This is a genomic window from Rugamonas rivuli (genome assembly GCF_009380165.1).
GTDB classification, from domain to species: domain Bacteria; phylum Pseudomonadota; class Gammaproteobacteria; order Burkholderiales; family Burkholderiaceae_D; genus Rugamonas; species Rugamonas rivuli.
This window is the reverse complement of record NZ_WHUF01000005.1, coordinates 60,510-76,993: the sequence shown is the minus strand read 5'-3', so window position 1 is coordinate 76,993 and position 16,484 is coordinate 60,510. Positions and strand designations below refer to the sequence as shown.

Annotated in this window: 18 protein-coding genes; 7 read left to right on the top strand and 11 right to left on the bottom strand. The window is 63.1% G+C overall.

Going from position 1 to position 16,484, the window contains the following annotated elements:
* The first annotated feature begins 71 nt into the window (after positions 1 to 71).
* On the top strand, positions 72 to 593 hold the full coding sequence (locus GEV01_RS19005; RefSeq protein WP_152807161.1) for a hypothetical protein: 522 nt from the start codon (positions 72 to 74) through the stop codon (positions 591 to 593).
* Here GEV01_RS19005 and GEV01_RS19000 read toward each other — a convergent pair.
* The 8 genes from GEV01_RS19000 to GEV01_RS18965 all read right to left on the bottom strand — a co-directional run bounded on the left by GEV01_RS19000 (position 541) and on the right by GEV01_RS18965 (position 7,296).
* Entirely contained in the window at positions 541 to 1,182 is a 642-nt protein-coding gene (locus GEV01_RS19000) for a Vat family streptogramin A O-acetyltransferase (RefSeq protein WP_152807160.1), read from the bottom strand. The two genes, GEV01_RS19005 and GEV01_RS19000, sit on opposite strands and share 53 nt — an antisense overlap.
* Positions 1,183 to 1,275: 93 nt before the next feature.
* Positions 1,276 to 1,776 carry a hypothetical protein gene (locus GEV01_RS18995; RefSeq protein ID WP_152807159.1) on the bottom strand — a complete coding sequence of 167 codons (501 nt, stop codon included), beginning with the start codon at positions 1,774 to 1,776 and terminating at the stop codon, positions 1,276 to 1,278.
* A gap of 514 nt (positions 1,777 to 2,290) precedes the next feature.
* Positions 2,291 to 2,626, bottom strand: coding sequence for a hypothetical protein (locus GEV01_RS18990; RefSeq protein WP_152807158.1), 336 nt, complete (start codon positions 2,624 to 2,626; stop codon positions 2,291 to 2,293).
* A gap of 181 nt (positions 2,627 to 2,807) precedes the next feature.
* Complete coding sequence (locus tag GEV01_RS30940; protein ID WP_217428441.1) at positions 2,808 to 3,314, bottom strand: hypothetical protein; 507 nt, start codon at positions 3,312 to 3,314, stop codon at positions 2,808 to 2,810.
* A 23-nt stretch (positions 3,315 to 3,337) separates the two neighbouring features.
* On the bottom strand, positions 3,338 to 3,817 hold the full coding sequence (locus tag GEV01_RS18980; RefSeq protein ID WP_152807156.1) for a hypothetical protein: 480 nt from the start codon (positions 3,815 to 3,817) through the stop codon (positions 3,338 to 3,340).
* A gap of 61 nt (positions 3,818 to 3,878) precedes the next feature.
* Positions 3,879 to 4,904 (bottom strand): transporter, encoded by a 1,026-nt coding sequence (locus tag GEV01_RS18975; RefSeq protein WP_152807155.1) that lies wholly within the window; start codon positions 4,902 to 4,904, stop codon positions 3,879 to 3,881.
* A 73-nt stretch (positions 4,905 to 4,977) separates the two neighbouring features.
* Positions 4,978 to 5,817, bottom strand: coding sequence for an HDOD domain-containing protein (locus GEV01_RS18970; protein WP_070272655.1), 840 nt, complete (start codon positions 5,815 to 5,817; stop codon positions 4,978 to 4,980).
* A gap of 195 nt (positions 5,818 to 6,012) precedes the next feature.
* Positions 6,013 to 7,296, bottom strand: coding sequence for a D-amino acid dehydrogenase (locus GEV01_RS18965; RefSeq protein WP_152807154.1), 1,284 nt, complete (start codon positions 7,294 to 7,296; stop codon positions 6,013 to 6,015).
* A 101-nt stretch (positions 7,297 to 7,397) separates the two neighbouring features.
* Here GEV01_RS18965 and GEV01_RS18960 point away from each other — a divergent pair, with 101 nt between their 5' ends.
* From GEV01_RS18960 to GEV01_RS18940, 5 genes are all read left to right on the top strand, one after another.
* Positions 7,398 to 7,895, top strand: coding sequence for an Lrp/AsnC ligand binding domain-containing protein (locus tag GEV01_RS18960; RefSeq protein ID WP_008447634.1), 498 nt, complete (start codon positions 7,398 to 7,400; stop codon positions 7,893 to 7,895).
* An 87-nt stretch (positions 7,896 to 7,982) separates the two neighbouring features.
* Positions 7,983 to 9,545, top strand: coding sequence for a hypothetical protein (locus tag GEV01_RS18955; RefSeq protein ID WP_328595556.1), 1,563 nt, complete (start codon positions 7,983 to 7,985; stop codon positions 9,543 to 9,545).
* Positions 9,546 to 9,599: 54 nt separating this feature from the next.
* On the top strand, positions 9,600 to 10,355 hold the full coding sequence (locus tag GEV01_RS18950; protein ID WP_152807153.1) for a transporter: 756 nt from the start codon (positions 9,600 to 9,602) through the stop codon (positions 10,353 to 10,355).
* Between the two features lie 110 nt (positions 10,356 to 10,465).
* A complete protein-coding gene (locus GEV01_RS18945) occupies positions 10,466 to 10,951 on the top strand; it encodes a hypothetical protein (protein ID WP_152807152.1) in 486 nt (161 codons plus the stop codon).
* A 33-nt stretch (positions 10,952 to 10,984) separates the two neighbouring features.
* Positions 10,985 to 12,295, top strand: coding sequence for an NAD(P)/FAD-dependent oxidoreductase (locus GEV01_RS18940; protein ID WP_152807151.1), 1,311 nt, complete (start codon positions 10,985 to 10,987; stop codon positions 12,293 to 12,295).
* Between the two features lie 4 nt (positions 12,296 to 12,299).
* On the opposite strand, the gene GEV01_RS18935 is transcribed toward GEV01_RS18940, so the two are convergent.
* Both GEV01_RS18935 and GEV01_RS18930 read right to left on the bottom strand, forming a co-directional pair.
* Complete coding sequence (locus GEV01_RS18935) at positions 12,300 to 13,019, bottom strand: sensor histidine kinase (protein ID WP_152807150.1); 720 nt, start codon at positions 13,017 to 13,019, stop codon at positions 12,300 to 12,302.
* Positions 13,020 to 13,099: 80 nt separating this feature from the next.
* Positions 13,100 to 14,722: a response regulator gene (locus tag GEV01_RS18930; protein ID WP_328595555.1), complete on the bottom strand. Its 1,623-nt coding sequence runs from the start codon at positions 14,720 to 14,722 to the stop codon at positions 13,100 to 13,102.
* Between the two features lie 224 nt (positions 14,723 to 14,946).
* On the opposite strand from GEV01_RS18930, the gene GEV01_RS18925 reads away from it, so the two are divergent.
* Entirely contained in the window at positions 14,947 to 15,336 is a 390-nt protein-coding gene (locus GEV01_RS18925) for a hypothetical protein (protein WP_152807149.1), read from the top strand.
* A 31-nt stretch (positions 15,337 to 15,367) separates the two neighbouring features.
* Here GEV01_RS18925 and GEV01_RS18920 read toward each other — a convergent pair whose 3' ends face one another.
* On the bottom strand, positions 15,368 to 16,342 hold the full coding sequence (locus GEV01_RS18920; protein ID WP_152807148.1) for a diguanylate cyclase domain-containing protein: 975 nt from the start codon (positions 16,340 to 16,342) through the stop codon (positions 15,368 to 15,370).
* Positions 16,343 to 16,484: the final 142 nt, after the last annotated feature.

Genomic DNA, 16,484 nt, shown 5'->3' with positions numbered 1-16,484 from the left:
TTCCTCTCTTTGACGGGCCTTCACTATACCTTGATGCGCTATGATGCGGCATCACTCTTACACTGAATCACATGAAGAATTGGTTTGTCAGCCAGCGCGGTGCGTATTTTTTTCTGCTGCTCGGCATCGGCCTGATGCTGCTGTTCGTCGCGCTGGAGCGGCACTTCCCGCGCGCCGATCAGCTGGAGACGGCCAGCGGCCGCGTGACGTGGTCGCGGGCTGCGCAGGGCGGCTTGTACTTTACGCTGGGCGGCGAGGAGCGCCAGTTCGTGGTGTTCGTCAAGGGCGATGCGGACCAGCGCCTGCGGCTGGCGATCCAGGATGCGGAGGCTTATCCGATCAAGGTGCGCTTCCATCCTGAGCAGGTCAGCAGCCCCAGTTTTGTGCCGGGGCGGTTTTATGCGGTGTATGGCGTGAGCGTCGGCGGCAAGGAGGTCTCCAGCCTGGCCGTGGTGCAGGGCAGCTACCGCCGCGACAATCTGGTTGCGCTGGCGATGGGCGTGCTGTTCGCGGCCTACGGCGGTCGGCGCGTCTGGAACCTCAGGAATGCGGTCGCAGGCGCTCCAGCAGATCGATATCGCCGGCCACGATGAAGTCCAGGTTGGCCGTGATGTGTTCGACCGGCCAGTCCCACCACGCGATCGCCTGCAAGCGCGCGGCCATGTCCGGCGCAAAGCGCTCCTTTATCTGCTTGGCCGGATTGCCGCCGACGACAGTGTAGGGCGCGACGTCGCTCGTGACCACCGAGCGCGATGAGACGATGGCGCCGTCGCCGATCTTCACGCCTGGCATGACCAGCACGTCGTAGCCTATCCAGACATCGTTGCCGATCACCGTGTCGCCCTTGTACGGCAGCTCGCCTTGCGCGGGCATGACTTGCTCCCAGCCGTTGCCGAAGATTTGGAACGGATAGGTCGAGATGCCGGACAGCTTGTGGTTGGCGCCGTTCATGATGAACTTGACGCCGCGCGCCAGCGCGCAGAATTTGCCGATCACCAGCTTGTCGCCGATGAAGGGGAAGTGGTACAGCACGTTGCGCTCGAAGTTCTCCGAGTCCTCGGGATCGTCGTAGTAGGTGTAGTCGCCGATGATGATGTTCGGGTTCTTGACCGTGTTTTTGATGTAGCAGACTTGCGGGAAGCCTGTCATCGGATGCGGGTTATTCGGTGATGGTCCGTTCATTCATTCTCCTTACGTGTACTAGCGTCGACCTGACACAACGGGGCAGATGACAGGGGGCTTCCGCAGCCGCTTACAGCCATCTTGAAGCAAGCTTCAATGATTGATGGTAGACACGAGCTCGTTTGCGCGTTTATATGATTGTGTGTCGGTTGCGGGAAAATGCAGTGCGAACGATAGAATTTGTGGCGGCATTCCGTCGGCTGTAAGGTTCAGTTCGTAAAAAACTGGCTGTCCATCACTGGCGGTAGACACAAATCGAACCTGAACAAATTTCTGAATTTCCCGTTGCATATGTTGATGCGCAATTACTTCCAATTTGACACTTTTACCATCAGGTAGAGTTGCGATAGGATGTATCGTCGAAAAACCACCAAGACTGTCGTCGATTCGCTTTAAGGTGTGCTCAGTGGCGATGATATCTCCCCTTTCGCCCTGGGCAAATAAAACAGCAGCGTCCTCGTAACGTTGATGCTGTAACGCGTCTATAAATTTGCTGGCGACAGCGGTGGTGTTTATGTCACTGCTTGTAGCTGCATTGGAAGCAAACGATGTGCAGAGCACAAGGGTGCCAAGGCTGAATAACTTCAATTTCATTCTCAATATCCCATATTCGAGGCAGTCATCTGACCGTCATTTATCAAAATTGTCCGCTTGTGGCCGGCTTCAGCCAAATTTTAAATACACGGCTCTGAGACTATCTTGCCGCCAATTAAGTGTTCCGAGCATCCGCTTGGCATAGGCAACGTAGGCGCACAAATGCCTGGTTTCGCAGCCTTGATCTTCACGGGAGTGCAATCCCCTTCGCACTCGCTATCATCAGAACATGCCTTGCCCGAATCATTCGTTTTAATTGCACAAAAATAGAACTGGCCCATCGGAAAGAGAATCCATTTCCCACCCCGCTCCGCGCACTGCTGCTTATTCTCCGGCGGCCTCGGCTTTTCGACTACTTTTGACTCGCGCGCCGAACTGCTCAAGGCGAATAGCGCTACGATAGCTAATAAAATGCTTCGAGTCGTCATGCAATTCGTTCACAAAAAATAGGGGCCTGTCCGGCAAGCCAACTCCGTCTGCTGATGGCCGATAGCGAACGAGGTTAAAGCAGCGCTCAGCGAAAAACGCCAACCACGTTATAGACAAACCCGCCGAACATCAGAGCCATCGACAACCACATTGCTGGCAGCAGGCTAGGAGGAAACAACTTGGTGTAGGCATTGCGCTCCGCGCTGTCGTCGAGACGGACCGGCATACGCGCAACGCGGAAGAAGTCGCCGTAGGGGACGAAGGCCCAGATGCAGCAATATAGGCCTAGGCCAGCGCGCATCAGGGCGTGGCCCAGCTGGCCGCCCAGAACCAAAAATACGGCATTTGCGACCAGTGCGATACCGACAATGGAAGCGGCTACGGAAACAAGGGTCGTACGGTTCGGTTGAAATCGCATCATCTTTACTTTCAATGGTTCTACGAGCAGAGCCACATGATAGCGCCGCGAACAAAGAAAACATACTCTTCAATTCTCACACGTCACCGTTCAATTTTCAGCGTTCAAAGACGATGTGGACCTATATGCATGCGATTGTAGGTCCGCTCTTGGCCGAACCCCGTCGCCATATGATCCTTGCAAGTCATTGTGGCGGGTGCGAGAAAGACCAGCCGTACGGGAACCGCTCAGCAAGTGCTTTCAATGCATCCAGATGCCTGTCACGCATATTGTTGAAATACGTTTGATCGTCACGCTGCGGATCGCGTTTCACGTGCATTAGCTCGTCACAGAGTGCACGGCCTTGCCAGGGTTTAGATACCAAGACGGCTTTCGCTCTATCTAAGTGCTGCTGGAGTTTGGGAGAATTTACCAAGCTAGTACCAAGGCGAGTATTGGACAATTCGGGGTATTGAGCTACGCACGCGATGACGGTCGGCAGAATCCACAGATCGTCGTCTTCAGAACTCCAGCCGGGGGCGGACACAAACAGCGCGCACAATGCGATAGTTATCTTATGACGCCGCATGATTTTTATGTTCCTTATATGGTCTTTAATTGCAACGCTACGGAAGCTACCGACCTGAAGCGTCTTCCCAGCGCAGGCCCGAACCGTCGCGGTGACAGGCCACTTCTGGCCGAGGCCCGACATCGCGCCCGATGATGAGGGGGCGGCTATGCTACAACATCTTCTGCCTGGCATTTCCATGATGCCCAGTTGAGCACAGCCGAAAGCAGCAGCCAAGATCCAGAAAAGGCAGAAGCGAAATGAGTTTCAAAATTTTCACAAAATTCAGTCGGCATTTGAACGGCTTCTGCCTTGTTGAAAACTGCGTAACACAATCCGCTCTCAAAATACGCGTTCAAATGATGCACCGGCTCACCTGACGGTGAAGCATCAGGAAGGATGCCGGTAAAACCAAAGACTATAGCAGCGGCTCCGAAAAGGGCCATCGCCGGAAGCATGTATCGAAGGGGACGCGGAACAACTCCATTCCACTTATTTGCTTTCTTCTGCCGCCTATACTCAAGTGTTGCACCAAGGGAGATGATCCCAACGTACATTGGGAACGCAGGCAACCACGACATGCTTATGGTTCGAGAGGCCAGCAATGCAGACAGCACAATCGCTCCGGCGCAAAGTGCGTTTGACATCCTGAGAATACTTCGGTCTGTAATCATGTAAGCGAATTATTAGGGTTCAGCACTACCACACCTATGACACATCGCGCTGGCGGCGGAAGGCCAGCCAGCCGGCGATCAGCGTGAAGCTGGCGACGATCGCCACCACCACCCAGAAGCCCTCGGGATCCTGCGCCAGCGGTATGCCGCCGACGTTCATGCCCAGCAGGCCGGCGATGATGTTGATCGGCAGGGCCAGCACCGTCACGATGGTCAGCACGAACAGGCTGTGGTTATTGCCTTCGTTGACCAGCGCCGCAATCTCTTCCTGTATCAGCTTGATACGCTCCTGCAGCGAGGCCATGTCCGCCAGCACCATCGAGAATTCCTCGGTCGATTCGCGCAGCTCCTGCGCGTCGATCTCGGCCACCCAGACCGGTGGCCGTTGCAGCAATCGGAACAGCGCCGCCGGTTCGGGCGCCAGCAGCCGTTGCAGCCGCACCAGCACGCGCCGCAGCGCGCCCAGGCTGGCGCGTTTGGTTTTCAGTTTGCCGGCCAGCAGATTGTCTTCGATCTCGTCGACCGTGCTGATGGCGTTGCGGACGATCTTGATCAGCGCATCCGCCTGGTCGCGCAGCAGGTGGATCAGCAGTTCGACCGACGAGCGTATCGGCTCGCCGTTGCGCACCGCGTTGCGCAGGCCGTCGACGGCCTTCAGCGGCTTGCGCCGCGCGCTGATGACGATCTGCTTGTCGACGCTGAGCCACAGCGTGGAGATGTCGGACGGCTCGAACGAGAAATCGTGCAGCACGTCGTTGACCACGGCGATCAGCGTGTTGTCGGCCATCTCGATGCGGGTCGAGCGCGGGCCTTCGTGCAGGCTTTCGTAGAATTCTTCCGGCAGCGCCGTGTGCTCGTGCAGCCACTTTTCGCTGGCGGTGTTGGCCAGGTTGTAGTGCAGCCAGATGAACTCCTGCGGATGCTGCTCGCGCGCGGATAGCCACTCGCGCGCGGCGTCGGCGTCCAGCGGCAGGCCCTTGCTGTCCGGCGCGCGGCCGAACAGGTAGCCGCAGACCAGACCCGATGAATCGGAACCGTAGGACAGGGGCGCATTCTGCATTCAAGATCTCCGTGATGGTGGCGGCCATCAGGATAGCAAATTACGCCCGGGTGGGGTGAGATATCCTAGTCGCTCAGACCAGCAGCGCGGCGTTCATCTCGATGGCGTCGATCTTCGCTTCGGCCAGCATGGATTCGAGCTTCTGTTCGTCGATGAACAGGTCGATGGCGGAATCGGAATGCGGCGGCAGATCGCGCTGCGCTTCCTGCAGCGGCGACTTCACCGGCGTCAGGTGATTGGCCAGCAGCAGCGTGTCGAGCAGGGTGTCCGGCGGGATGGACATGAAGCTGTCGCGCAGGCCTTCGATGGCTTCGGCCACCGGCTCCGGGATGCACAGCTTGCGCATCACTTCGCGGGTGATGATTTCCTCGCTGGCCGAATGCCAGTTTTCAGGATCTTCTTCCAGCAGGCCGGGGAATTCGTCGGCGCGCGAGAGCAGGTAGAAGCCGCCCACCTCGTGCACGATGGCGGCGAACAGCGCGGTGTCCGGGTTCACGCCCGTGACCTGGCGCGCGATGATGCGCGACAGCGCGGCCACGGCGATGGTGTGGTCCCACAGCTTTTCCGCTTTGGCGCGCAGCATGGGGTCGACGATCTTGCTGCCGAACTGGCGCACCACCATGGCGGCGGCCAGCGCGAACAGGTTCTGGTAGCCGATGCGCATGATGGCGCCGCGGACGTTGGTGATCACCGGTGCGCCGGAGCGGTTGAACATCGCCGAATTGGCGATGGCGACGGTGCGTGCTGCCAGCAGCGGTTCCGCCAGCACCAGGCTGATGGCCTTGTCCACCGGGCACTCCGGATCGTCGAGTGCGAGTTGTACGCGGAGTGCCGCATTGACGCTGGTTGGGAATACCAGTTCACCACGGATGGCCAGCGCCGCGATATGGCCGAATGCTTCGAGTTTATTCATGATCAAAATTATACGCATGCGCAGCCCCAATCTCAACGCCATCATGGGCTGAGGACGGCTTCTTTGCGCGGCAGGAGGCTGCGATGCGACAGTGTGGGGTGGGAAAAGCGGCGGCGCGGGGAGGGCGCGGCGGGCAGGGGAGCCGCGCGCGGCGCCGTATCAGGGGCCGCGCGCGGGGGAAAGCGTGAAACGGTATCAGGCGTTGGCCAGCTGCGGACGGCGCGCGCCGGTGTCGCGGCTGTAGCGGCTGACGGACAGGTCGTCGGACAGGATGGCCGGGCGGCGGGCCGAGATCAGGTCGGACAACAGCTGGGCCGAGCCGCAGGACATGGTCCAGCCCAGCGTGCCGTGGCCGGTGTTGATGAACAGGTTGCGCAGGCCGGTGCGGCCGACGACCGGCGTGCCGTCCGGCGTCATCGGACGCAGGCCGGTCCAGAAGCTGGCCGAGGCGGTGTCGCCGGCGCCGGGGAACAGGTCGTTGACCACCATCTCCAGCGTTTCGCGGCGGCGCGGGTTGAGGCGGGTGTCGAAGCCGGCGATCTCGGCCATGCCGCCGACGCGGATGCGGTCGTCGAAGCGGGTGACGGCGATCTTGTAGGTTTCGTCCAGAATGGTCGAGACCGGCGCTGCCGAGGCGTTCACGATAGGAACGGTGATCGAGTAGCCCTTCAGCGGGTAGACCGGGATTTTGACCAGGTCCTTGAGCAGGCTGGTCGAGTAGGCGCCCAGGGCGACCACGTAGGAGTCGGCCGTCACCAGCTCGGCGCCGCACTGCACGCCTTTGATTTCTTCGCCTGCCTTGACCAGGCCGGTGATATCGACGCCGTAGCGGAATTTGACGCCCAGCTGTTCGGCCATCGCGGTCAGGCGGGTGGTGAACAATTGGCAGTCGCCGGTTTCATCGTTGGGCAGGCGCAGGCCGCCGACCAGCTTGTTCTGGTCCAGGCCGGGTTCGGCGGCGACCAGTTGTTCGCGGTTCAGCAGTTCGTAGGGCACGCCGGTTTCTTCCAGCACCTGGATGTCTTTGGCGGCGTCGTCCAGCTGCTTCTGCGTGCGGAACAGCTGGGTCGTGCCTTGCTGGCGGCCTTCGTATTCGATGCCGGTGGCGGCGCGCAGGGCTTTGAAGCAGTCGCGGCTGTACTCGGCCAGGCGCACCATGCGTTCCTTGTTGACGGCGTAGCGTTCGGCATTGCAGTTCTGCAGCATCTGCCACATCCATTGCAGCTGGAACAGGGTGCCGTCCGGGGTGATCGACAGCGGGGCGTGGCGTTGCAGCATCCATTTCATCGCCTTGAGCGGGATGCCGGGCGCGGCCCATGGGGAGGCGTAGCCGGGGGAGATCTGGCCGGCGTTGGCGAAGCTGGTTTCCAGCGCGGGACCGGGTTGGCGGTCGAGCACGGTCACGTCGTGGCCGGCCTGCGCCAGATAATAGGCGCTGGTGACGCCGATAACACCGCTACCCAAGATTACAACGCGCATGACAGTCCCCCGAATATTATTGAATACCAGATATTCCGCTATGGTATGCTTGTATCACTAGTATTTGTTACTGTATAACTTGATAAATTCAGTGGATTTTCATGCGAATTCAAAAGGAATCGGTCCGCAGCCTCGATAAACTGGACAGAAAGATATTGCGCATCTTGCAGGAGGATGGGCGGATCTCGATGAAGGACTTGAGCGAGCAGGTGGGCTTGTCGATCACGCCGGCCATCGAGCGGGTCAAGCGCATGGAGCGCGACGGGGTGATCACCGGCTATCACGCGCGCATCGATCCGCCGGCGCTGGGGGCCAAGCTGCTGGTGTTCGTGGAGATCACGCTGAACCAGAAGTCCGGGCCGGTGTTCGAGCAGTTCCGGCGCGAGGTGTTGCGCATTCCGGAGGTGCAGGAGTGCCATCTGGTGTCGGGCGATTTCGATTACCTGATCAAGGCGCGCATCCACGAGATGGCCGAGTACCGCAAGCTGCTGGGCGATATGCTGCTCAGTTTGCCTGGGGCGGCGCAGTCGAAAAGCTATGTCGTGATGGAGGAGATCAAGGAGACGCTGATACTGTCGACCGAGGTATCGCCAGGTTGAGCCGCCTGGCCGTTCGCCAGCTAACGCAGCAATCGCGCCGCTTCAGTTAAAATGCCATAACGGCATTATTTACGAAGTGGAGCAAGTGTGAACAATCAGCACGGTACTCCAGGCAGCACCCATGTGGTCAGCGTGCATACGCTGGACGAGCATATGTCCAGCGACCAGAGCTTCAGCTCGGCCTACGCGCGCGCGGTCGGCGCCATCGCCGGCAACGAGGGCAGCCTCACGCTGGCCCAGTTCGCCGCCGTCACCGACATCGCCGGCGACGGCAAATCCTCCGCAGTCTTCACCGCGCTGGTATTGAACGCCATCGAATCGGGCGTGGACGTCGACTGGGCGCTCAATGCGCTGAGCCGCAGCAGCGGCGGCATCGACCAGGCCGCGCGCGAAAACGCCCTCAGCATGACCATCCCGCTGCTGGCGCTGCACGGCGCCGACGCCCGCGCGCTGGCGCAGCGCCTGGCCAAGGCCTTGTCGGCCCGGCTGTCGCCCGAAGACCTGAACCGGCTGCCGCCCACCGAAGAGCGCGGCATCCTCGCCAACCTGGGTGAGCAGGCCCGCCGCCTGGTGCGCGGCCGCTCGCTGGCCGACGCCGTGGCCGACTTCGGCCGCCATACGGGGCAGCCGGTGCTGGTCGAGCACGCGCGCAATTTCCAGTCCGGCGACATCGACCATCTTCAGCTGCGCGAACTGGTGGGCAGCACCACGGCCGCCATCGCGCACGACATCAACGTCTATCTGGAGCAGGCGCGCATGCTGTCGGTGGGGGAGGCCATGGCCGCCACGCTGATCAGCGCCGCCAACGACCTGAAGAACCAGGTGCTGCAACGCCTGACGCTGGTGGACCAGCGCATCGCCTACGAGCGCCAACTGCTGCTGGAGGAAATCGACGACGCCGTGCACGATGCCGGCAACGCCATCGAGCTGGCGATCACTGATCGCCTCAACACCGACCAGTGGAAAGACGAGGATGTGTGGGCCAGCATGGGCCGCCAGCAGTTCGGGCAGGAGATGGAGCGGCGGCTGGACCGCATCGTGCGCCGCAAGGAGCAGGCGCTGCACCTGATGCAGGAAGACCTGCGGCTGTTCCAGCAGGCGATGCGGCTGAATCAATCGTCGGTGTTCCAGCGTCAGCACCACTCGACGCTGGCCAAGCTGATGCCGCGGCTGCGGGTGGGCACGCGCATCGTCAACAGCGTGGATACGGCGGCCAACGTCACCCTGATGAGCGGTGCGGTGGTCGCGGCCGGCACCGGTACGGCCGCCTACCTGATCGGCGCGGCGGTGGTGCTGCCGGTGGTGGCGCCGGTGGCGCCGTTTGTCGGCGGCGCGGTGCTGCTGGCGGGCGCGTTCAAATGGTTCAGCGACGGCGGCAAGCGCAAGCGCACGGAAATCCGCGACAAGCGCGCCGCCTTCGAGGCCGAGCTGCGCAAGCAGCTGCAGGCGGCCGAGCTGAGTTTCAACGCCCAGCTGGACCAGGTGGCGCAAGGCTTCCACGACTCGGCGCTGCAACTGCTGACGCCCCTGTTGCTGGAGGCGGAAGCGGCCGGCCGCGTGCCCGGCATGCGCCAGCGCATCGCCGACCGTGTCATCACCCAGGCCCAGGCCGCCATCCGCCAGCTCGACACCGAGCTGTTGAAGGGGTAGCGGTTGAGTCTGATGGCGTGCTACGCTGGCGCCATAGCCTAACCAGGAGCTGCCATGAAAACGTATCTTGCCGCCGCACTTAGTCTGCTGCCGCTGCTGTGCCAGGCCCAGGACGGGCCGCCCATCACGCCTTACCGGCCGTCGGTCTCCAGTCCTGCGCAACTGCCCGCGGCCGGCCAGCTGGAGCTGGAGCTGGGCGGCTTGAGCAGCAAGTCCGACGACGGCCGCCGCAACAGCCTGCCATATGCGCTGAAGCTGGGTTTCAACGAGCAATGGGGCGTGGTGCTCAGCGGCGAGGGCCTGGTGTCCGCGCCGGACGGCGACGGCGGCCGCGCGCGCGGCATCGGCGATACGCTGTTCGTGCTCAAGCGCGCCTTCATCCTCGACGAGGGCAGCGCGCTGGGCCTGGAGCTGGGCGCCAAGGCGCCAACCGCCAAGGACAGCATCGGCAGCGGCCGCGCCGACTACAGCCTGAACGGCATCTGCAGCAAGGACATCGGCACCGTGCACATGGACGCCAACCTCAACGCCACCCGGCTGGGTGCGCATGACGCCGGCACGGGCAGGACCCAGACCGGCTTGTCGGCCTCGTTTTCCACGCTGATCAGCGAGCGCTGGGGCGTGACCGGCGAATGGTCGGGCACCCGCCGCAGCGGCGCCGACAGCACCGCGCAAGTGCTGGTGGCCCTCAGCTACAGCCCCAGCAAGCGCTTGACCGTGGACTTCGGCATGGCCCATGGATTGAACCACGCGTCGCCGGATTGGGCGTTCTTTAGCGGTGTGGTATTGCCGTTGGCGCAACTATGGTGAGAGATTGTGGCGAATTGTGTACGCTAGCGTACGGATAGTCGCCTGGGGCTTTGGTACGATTTCAAGTGAGCAAGTTCGCTCAGCCACGATTACAAGAAAAGAAGGCAACCATGAAAGCCAAGATCCTTGCCGCCAGCTTGCTGGCACTGTCCTCCGCAGCGTTCGCCCAGGACGTCGGCGTCTCCATCAGCATCGGCCAGCCCGGCTTCTACGGCCGCCTCGACATCGGCGATTATCCGCGCCCGCAGGTGATTTACCGCGAGCCGGTGCTGGTCCAGCGCCCGGTACGCTACATCGAGACCGCGCCTATCTACCTGCGCGTGCCGCCCGGCCATGCCAAGCACTGGGACAAGCACTGCGGCGCCTACAACGCCTGCGGCCAGCGCGTGTATTTCGTCCAGGATGGCTGGTACCAGAACCAATACGTGCCGCGCTATCGCGAGCGTCACGGCGATGCCTATCGCGAAGGCCGCCGCGATGAACGACGGGACGACCGCCGTGATGACCGTCGCGACGACCGCCGCGACGATCGCGGCGACGACGACCACGGCAAGGGCCACGGCAAAGGCCATGGCAACGGCCACAACAAGGACTGACCACGCGGCGCCGGCCGCCTACAGGAGACACGTTTGCAGAGCAACATCTTGATCGTAGGCGGCGGGGCGGGCGGGCTGGAGCTCGCTTGCAAACTCGGCCGCAAACTGGGGCCGCAGGCGGTCACGCTGGTCGACAGCCGCCTGTTCCATATCTGGAAACCGTCGCTGCACGAGGTGGCGGCCGGCACGCTGGACGTGCACCAGGAAGGCCTGTCCTACCAGATGCTGGCGCATGACAACGGCTTCACCTTCGTCTACGGGCCGATGCTGGCGCTCGACGCGGCGCAGCGGCAATTGACCGTCGGCGCCATCTACAGCGGCACGACCGGCCAGGCCGAGCGCGAAGAAGTGCTGCCGCAACGCCGCATCGGCTATGAATCGCTGGTGCTGGCGGTCGGCAGCACCTCCAATTATTTCGGCGTGCCCGGCGCGGCCGAACACACCATTTCCCTGAACGCCACCGAGGACGCCGAGCGTTTCCGCCTGACGCTGCTCAAGCTGCTGACCCAGGCCGAGCTGCAGAAAAGCACGCGCCCCGAGGCCGGCGTCGACATCGTCATCATCGGCGGCGGCGCCACCGGCGTCGAGCTGGCGGCGGAATTGCGCGAAGCCAGCGGCGTATATGCCGCCTACGGTTTCCGCCAATTGAAAGCCGAGCGCGACGTGCGCATCACGTTGCTGGAAGGCGCGCCGCGCATCCTGGCGCCGTTGCCGGAAAAGGTGTCGACGGCGGCGCTGGAGCTGCTGCACCAGCGCGCCGTCAAGGTCGTCACCGACACCCGCGTCACAGCCATCGGCGCCGATGCCGTCACGGCCGGCGACACCGTTTATCCGGCACAGATCGTGGTGTGGGCGGCCGGCATCAAGGCGCCGGATTTTCTCGCGCAGCTGGGCCTGCCGACAGTGAAGTCGGGCCAGCTCGACGTCGACGCCCGCCTGGCCGTCAAAGGCCATGCGGACATCTACGCGCTGGGCGATTGCGCCGCCTGCGCCGGGCCGGACGGCAAGCTGGTGCCGCCGCGCGCGCAAGCCGCGCACCAGCAGGCCGACTATCTGGCCGCGCACTTCCTGCGCCGCCGGCAGGGCAGGCCGCCGCAGGAGCGGCCCTACGTCTACCGCGACTACGGTTCGCTGGTGTCGTTCGGCCAGACCACGTCGGTGGGCAGCCTGATGGGATCGTTGAAGGGGCTAAGCTGGTTCGTCGACGGCATGGTGGCGCGGCTGATGTACGTCAGCCTGCACCTGATGCACCACCGCGCCGTGCTCGGCACGGTGCGCACCGCCGTGCTGGCGCTGGCGCGCTTCCTGATCAAGCGCAGCACGCCGCTGGTCAAGCTGCACTAGCAGTTCAGCTTGCCGGCGGCTTGGGCAGCACCATCGTCAGCGTGACGCCGCGTTCGGCGCCGGCCGACAGCGTCAGCGTGCCGCCCAGGTAGGCGGCCCGTTCGCGCGCCGTGCGCAGGCCGAACTTGTCGCCGATGCGTTCCAGCGCGGCCGCCACCGGCCCGCTCAGGCCGACGCCGTTATCCTTCACCGTCAGCATGACTTCATCCTCGTTGTCGTCGACGATGACGTCGACCTCGGTCGCCTGCGCGTGCGCGATGATGTTGCGCAGCGCTTCCTCCAGCGTGTGCAGCAGCACGATGCCGTGGCTGCGCGGGCAGCTCAGTTCGTCTTCGGGCAGGCTGCAGCGGGCGGCGATCTTGTGCTGCTGGCCGAACTGCTCGACCGCCTCGCTCAGCGCCACGCGCACGCCGAGGAATTCGAGCTTGTCGTTCCACAGCTTGATCTGCATCTGGCGGTTGGTTTCGACGATTTGCAGCAGCAGCTGCTTCATGTGGGCGGCGCGGTCCTGCAAGGCCGGCTCCTGCGGCATCTTCTGCATCAGCAGGCCCAGGTGCATGGTCAGCGCCGTCAGCGACGAGCCCAGGCTGTCGTGCAGCTGGCGCGACAGCGAGCGCCGTTCGTTGTCCCAGCAGGTGTGGACGTGGCCGAGCAGGTCGCTCAGGTCGGCGCTGCGCAGAGTGTCCTGCTGGTGGTGTTCTTGGTGCTGTTCTTGTGGCGACATGGTTTCTCTCTGGGCGGACTTTGCGGACTTTTGCGGATCATACCCGAGCTTTGCAAGTCATGGCGCACTATGGCAAGCGGTCACTGCTTGACGGGCACCGGCACGCAAGCGCCTATCACTTCCATCAACTGATCGATGTCGACCGGCTTGACCAGATGGCGGTCGAAACCGGCTTCCATCACGCGCCGCAGATCGTCGGCCAGGCCGTAGCCGGTCAGCGCGATCAGGCGGATGCCGGCGGTGGCGGGGTCGGCGCGCAGGCGGCGCGCGACCTCGTAGCCGTCGATGCCGGGCAGGCCGATGTCGACCAGCGCCACGTCCGGCCGGCGGCGCACGGCGGCTGCCACGCCTTCGTTGCCGTCGGCCGCCGACTGCACTTCGTAGCCGTAACAGCCGAGCATCATGGTCATCATTTCGCGGCCGTCGTCGTTGTCCTCGATCAGCAGCACGCTGGGCAGGCCGTGCTCGCCGCCGGCCTCGGCCGGTTGCGGCGCCGGCGCCGCCTGGTGTTCGATGCGCGGCAGGCGCAGCGTGAAGGTGCTGCCGCCGCCGGGGCCCTTGCTGGCGGCGGTGACTTCGCCGCCGTGCAGGTCGGCCAGGCGGCGCACCAGCGACAGCCCGATGCCCAGCCCGCCTTGCGAACGGTCCAGCGTGCTGGAGCCTTGCACGAACACGTCGAACACATGCGGCAGCAGGTCGGCGGCGATGCCGACGCCGGTGTCGCGCACGCTGAGCACGACGTCGTCGTTCTCGGTCCAGGTGCGCACTTCGATGCGGCCGCCGGACGGCGTGTACTTGAGGGCGTTGTCGATCAGGTTGCTGGTGATCTGCTCCAGCCGGGTGGCGTCGCCGTCGACCCAGCCCTGGTCCAGGTCCTGCTCCAGCTGGTAGTCGGCGCTGCGGCCGGTGGCGCGGTAGGTTTCCAGCGAGGCCGCGACCAGCGCCGCCAGGTCCAGCGGCGCGCGGTTGAGCAGGATCTTGCCCGACATCGCGCGCGACAGGTCCAGCAGGTCGTCGACGATGCGGCCCAGGTGCTGGCTCTGGCGCTGGATGATTTTCTTGGCGCGCGTGACGCCGTCGGCCGATACGCCGGGCAGGCCGATCAGCGAGGCCGCGCTGCTGATGGCCGACAGCGGATTGCGCAGCTCGTGGCCCAGCATGGCCAGGAACTCGTCCTTGGCGTGGTTCTGCCGTTCGGCCGACTGCCGTTCCTCGATCTCGCGCGTGAGTTTCTGGTTGGCGGCGGTCAGCTCGGTGGTGCGCAGGCTCAGCTGGCGGGCCTGCTTTTTCAATTCCTCGTTCTTCATCGCCAGCGCCACGAACACCGAGATCTTGGCGTACAGGATTTGCGGGATCACCGGCGTGAACAGGAAGTCGACGGCCCCGCGCTGGTAAGCCTTCAGCCGGTCGAGTTCGTCGGCCAGGAAGGCGGTGATGAAGATGATGGGAATGTCGGCCGAGCGCGCGCGCTGGTGGATCGCTTCGGCGGTTTCAAAGCCGTCCATGCCGGGCATGTTGACGTCCAGCAGGATCACGGCGAAGTCGTGCATCAGCACCTGGCGCAGCGCCTCTTGGCCCGAGCGGGCCGCCAGCACTTCGTAGGATTCCTGTTCCGCCCACTGCGTCAGCAGGCTGGTCAGTGCGAACAGGCTGTTCGCGTCATCGTTGACCACCAGGATTTTGGGTTTTTCTGTTTTAGGCACGGGGTCTCTGCACGATGCTGAAACTGCGAAATCTTCGCGGCCTTAAAGCTGCCAGAGAAGTGGGTAGTGGACACCATTTCATGATAACAATTGCATATATGAATGTCAAAAATGGCCGTTCAATCGAACGCGGCTGCGGGGCGCCGCGCGAGTGTTCGATTCCGTACAGACCCCGCCGCTGCGGACTGCGACAGTGGCGGCCTACCCAACTGAAAGGAATCATCATGAATATCGATACTGTCGTGGATAAGGAGTACCTGGGCCTGAGCTTCCGCGCGCTGGCCGACGCCCCGACCAGCGCACTGCGCGGCCTGAGCGCCAAGGATGCCAAGGCGCTGGCGCAGGCGTTCAACGTGCACACGGTGCGCGAACTCGCCAACCTGGACTTCGTCAAATGGGCCAGCGCGATCACCACGCTGGCCGAGCATGAGCAAGCCACGCCGGAAGAGCAGGCCAAGGAAACCCTGCTGGACGGCGGCCTGGAGATGACGTTCCCGGCCAGCGATCCGGTGTCGGTGGACGCCGGCATTACGCGCATCGAAGTGGCGCCGGACAAGGTCGATGCGCATGACGACCACCAGCATGCGGGCAAGATGGAGGAAGCGGCGCACTAAGCGCCTGGCCGTGCCGTCCGGCCCCGGCGGTTCAGGCCGGGGTCGGCGACATCGTGTGCGGTTGGGGCGGAGTGCGCATCATCTGCGCGGTGCAGCAGCGGTTCTTGCCGGAGCGCTTGGCTTCGTACAGTGCGCCGTCGGCCACCGCGATCACCGAGGCCACCTGGTCGGCGTCGTCCGGATAGATGCCGATGCCGATGCTGGTCGACAAGCGCAGCGTCAGGCCGTTGATGACATAGGGTTCGGAGACCGCCTCGATCAGCTTGGCGGCCGGTTCCTGGGTGTCGCCCAGCTGGGCGATATTGCCCATGACGATGACGAACTCGTCGCCGCCGACGCGGGCCACGGTATCTTCACGGCGCGCGCAGCCGACCAGGCGCTGCGCCACCATCTTCAGGATCTCGTCGCCGGTGGCGTGGCCGTGGGTGTCGTTGATGGCCTTGAAGCCGTCCAGGTCCAGGTACATCACGGCGGCCTTGTTTTGCTGGCGCGTGGCGTGCTGCAGCACGGTGGCGATGCGGTCTTCCAGCAGGCGGCGGTTGGGCAGGCCGGTCAGCGGATCGTGCAGCGCCAGTTCCTGCTGCTGGCGGCTGTATTGCGCCAGCTCCTTGTACAGCAGGCGCACTTCCAGCATGTTGTGGATGCGCTTGTGCACTTCCAGCAGGTCGAACGGTTTGCTGATGAAGTCGCGCGCGCCCGCTTCCAGCGCGGCGATCTTGAAGCTCGGCTGGGCGGTCAGGGCCAGCACCGGCAGGTAGCCGCCCTGTTCGATTTCCTTCAGGCCCTTCATGACCTGGAAGCCGTTCAGGCCCGGCATCTGCAGGTCCAGCAGGATCAGGTCGTAGCATTGCTGGCGGTGCAGCGGGCAGACCTGTTCGGGCAGCATGGTGGAGGAGACGTCGGTATAGCCGGCCTCGCGCAGGATCTCCAACATCAGTTCGACGTTGTCTGCGCTGTCATCCACCACCAGTATCTTGGCGTTCAGGATTTCTTCTCGGCTCGGCATATTATTCTCTGTCTGTCTCAAAGGGGCCATTCCGGCCAGAAATTTATAGTCCCACGATCATAGCGCAGGCGTCCGTGTTGCGGCGCACACAAGCACATGGTATTTCCGTGTGGCAATTAATTGTACCCGTTTTTTCGTATTT

Bases quoted from the DNA above. Each gene is read 5' to 3' on its own strand.
- GEV01_RS18950 (WP_152807153.1), top strand. From the start codon at position 9,600: ATGAAAACGTATCTTGCCGCCGCACTTAGTCTGCTGCCGCTGCTGTGC.
- GEV01_RS18990 (WP_152807158.1), bottom strand. From the start codon at position 2,626: ATGATGCGATTTCAACCGAACCGTACGACCCTTGTTTCCGTAGCCGCT.
- GEV01_RS18960 (WP_008447634.1), top strand. From the start codon at position 7,398: ATGCGAATTCAAAAGGAATCGGTCCGCAGCCTCGATAAACTGGACAGA.
- GEV01_RS18925 (WP_152807149.1), top strand. From the start codon at position 14,947: ATGAATATCGATACTGTCGTGGATAAGGAGTACCTGGGCCTGAGCTTC.
- GEV01_RS30940 (WP_217428441.1), bottom strand. From the start codon at position 3,314: ATGTCGGGCCTCGGCCAGAAGTGGCCTGTCACCGCGACGGTTCGGGCC.
- GEV01_RS18980 (WP_152807156.1), bottom strand. From the start codon at position 3,817: ATGTCAAACGCACTTTGCGCCGGAGCGATTGTGCTGTCTGCATTGCTG.
- GEV01_RS19000 (WP_152807160.1), bottom strand. From the start codon at position 1,182: ATGAACGGACCATCACCGAATAACCCGCATCCGATGACAGGCTTCCCG.
- GEV01_RS18920 (WP_152807148.1), bottom strand. From the start codon at position 16,342: ATGCCGAGCCGAGAAGAAATCCTGAACGCCAAGATACTGGTGGTGGAT.
- GEV01_RS19005 (WP_152807161.1), top strand. From the start codon at position 72: ATGAAGAATTGGTTTGTCAGCCAGCGCGGTGCGTATTTTTTTCTGCTG.
- GEV01_RS18970 (WP_070272655.1), bottom strand. From the start codon at position 5,817: ATGAATAAACTCGAAGCATTCGGCCATATCGCGGCGCTGGCCATCCGT.
- GEV01_RS18965 (WP_152807154.1), bottom strand. From the start codon at position 7,296: ATGCGCGTTGTAATCTTGGGTAGCGGTGTTATCGGCGTCACCAGCGCC.
- GEV01_RS18975 (WP_152807155.1), bottom strand. From the start codon at position 4,904: ATGCAGAATGCGCCCCTGTCCTACGGTTCCGATTCATCGGGTCTGGTC.
- GEV01_RS18995 (WP_152807159.1), bottom strand. From the start codon at position 1,776: ATGAAATTGAAGTTATTCAGCCTTGGCACCCTTGTGCTCTGCACATCG.
- GEV01_RS18935 (WP_152807150.1), bottom strand. From the start codon at position 13,019: ATGTCGCCACAAGAACAGCACCAAGAACACCACCAGCAGGACACTCTG.
- GEV01_RS18945 (WP_152807152.1), top strand. From the start codon at position 10,466: ATGAAAGCCAAGATCCTTGCCGCCAGCTTGCTGGCACTGTCCTCCGCA.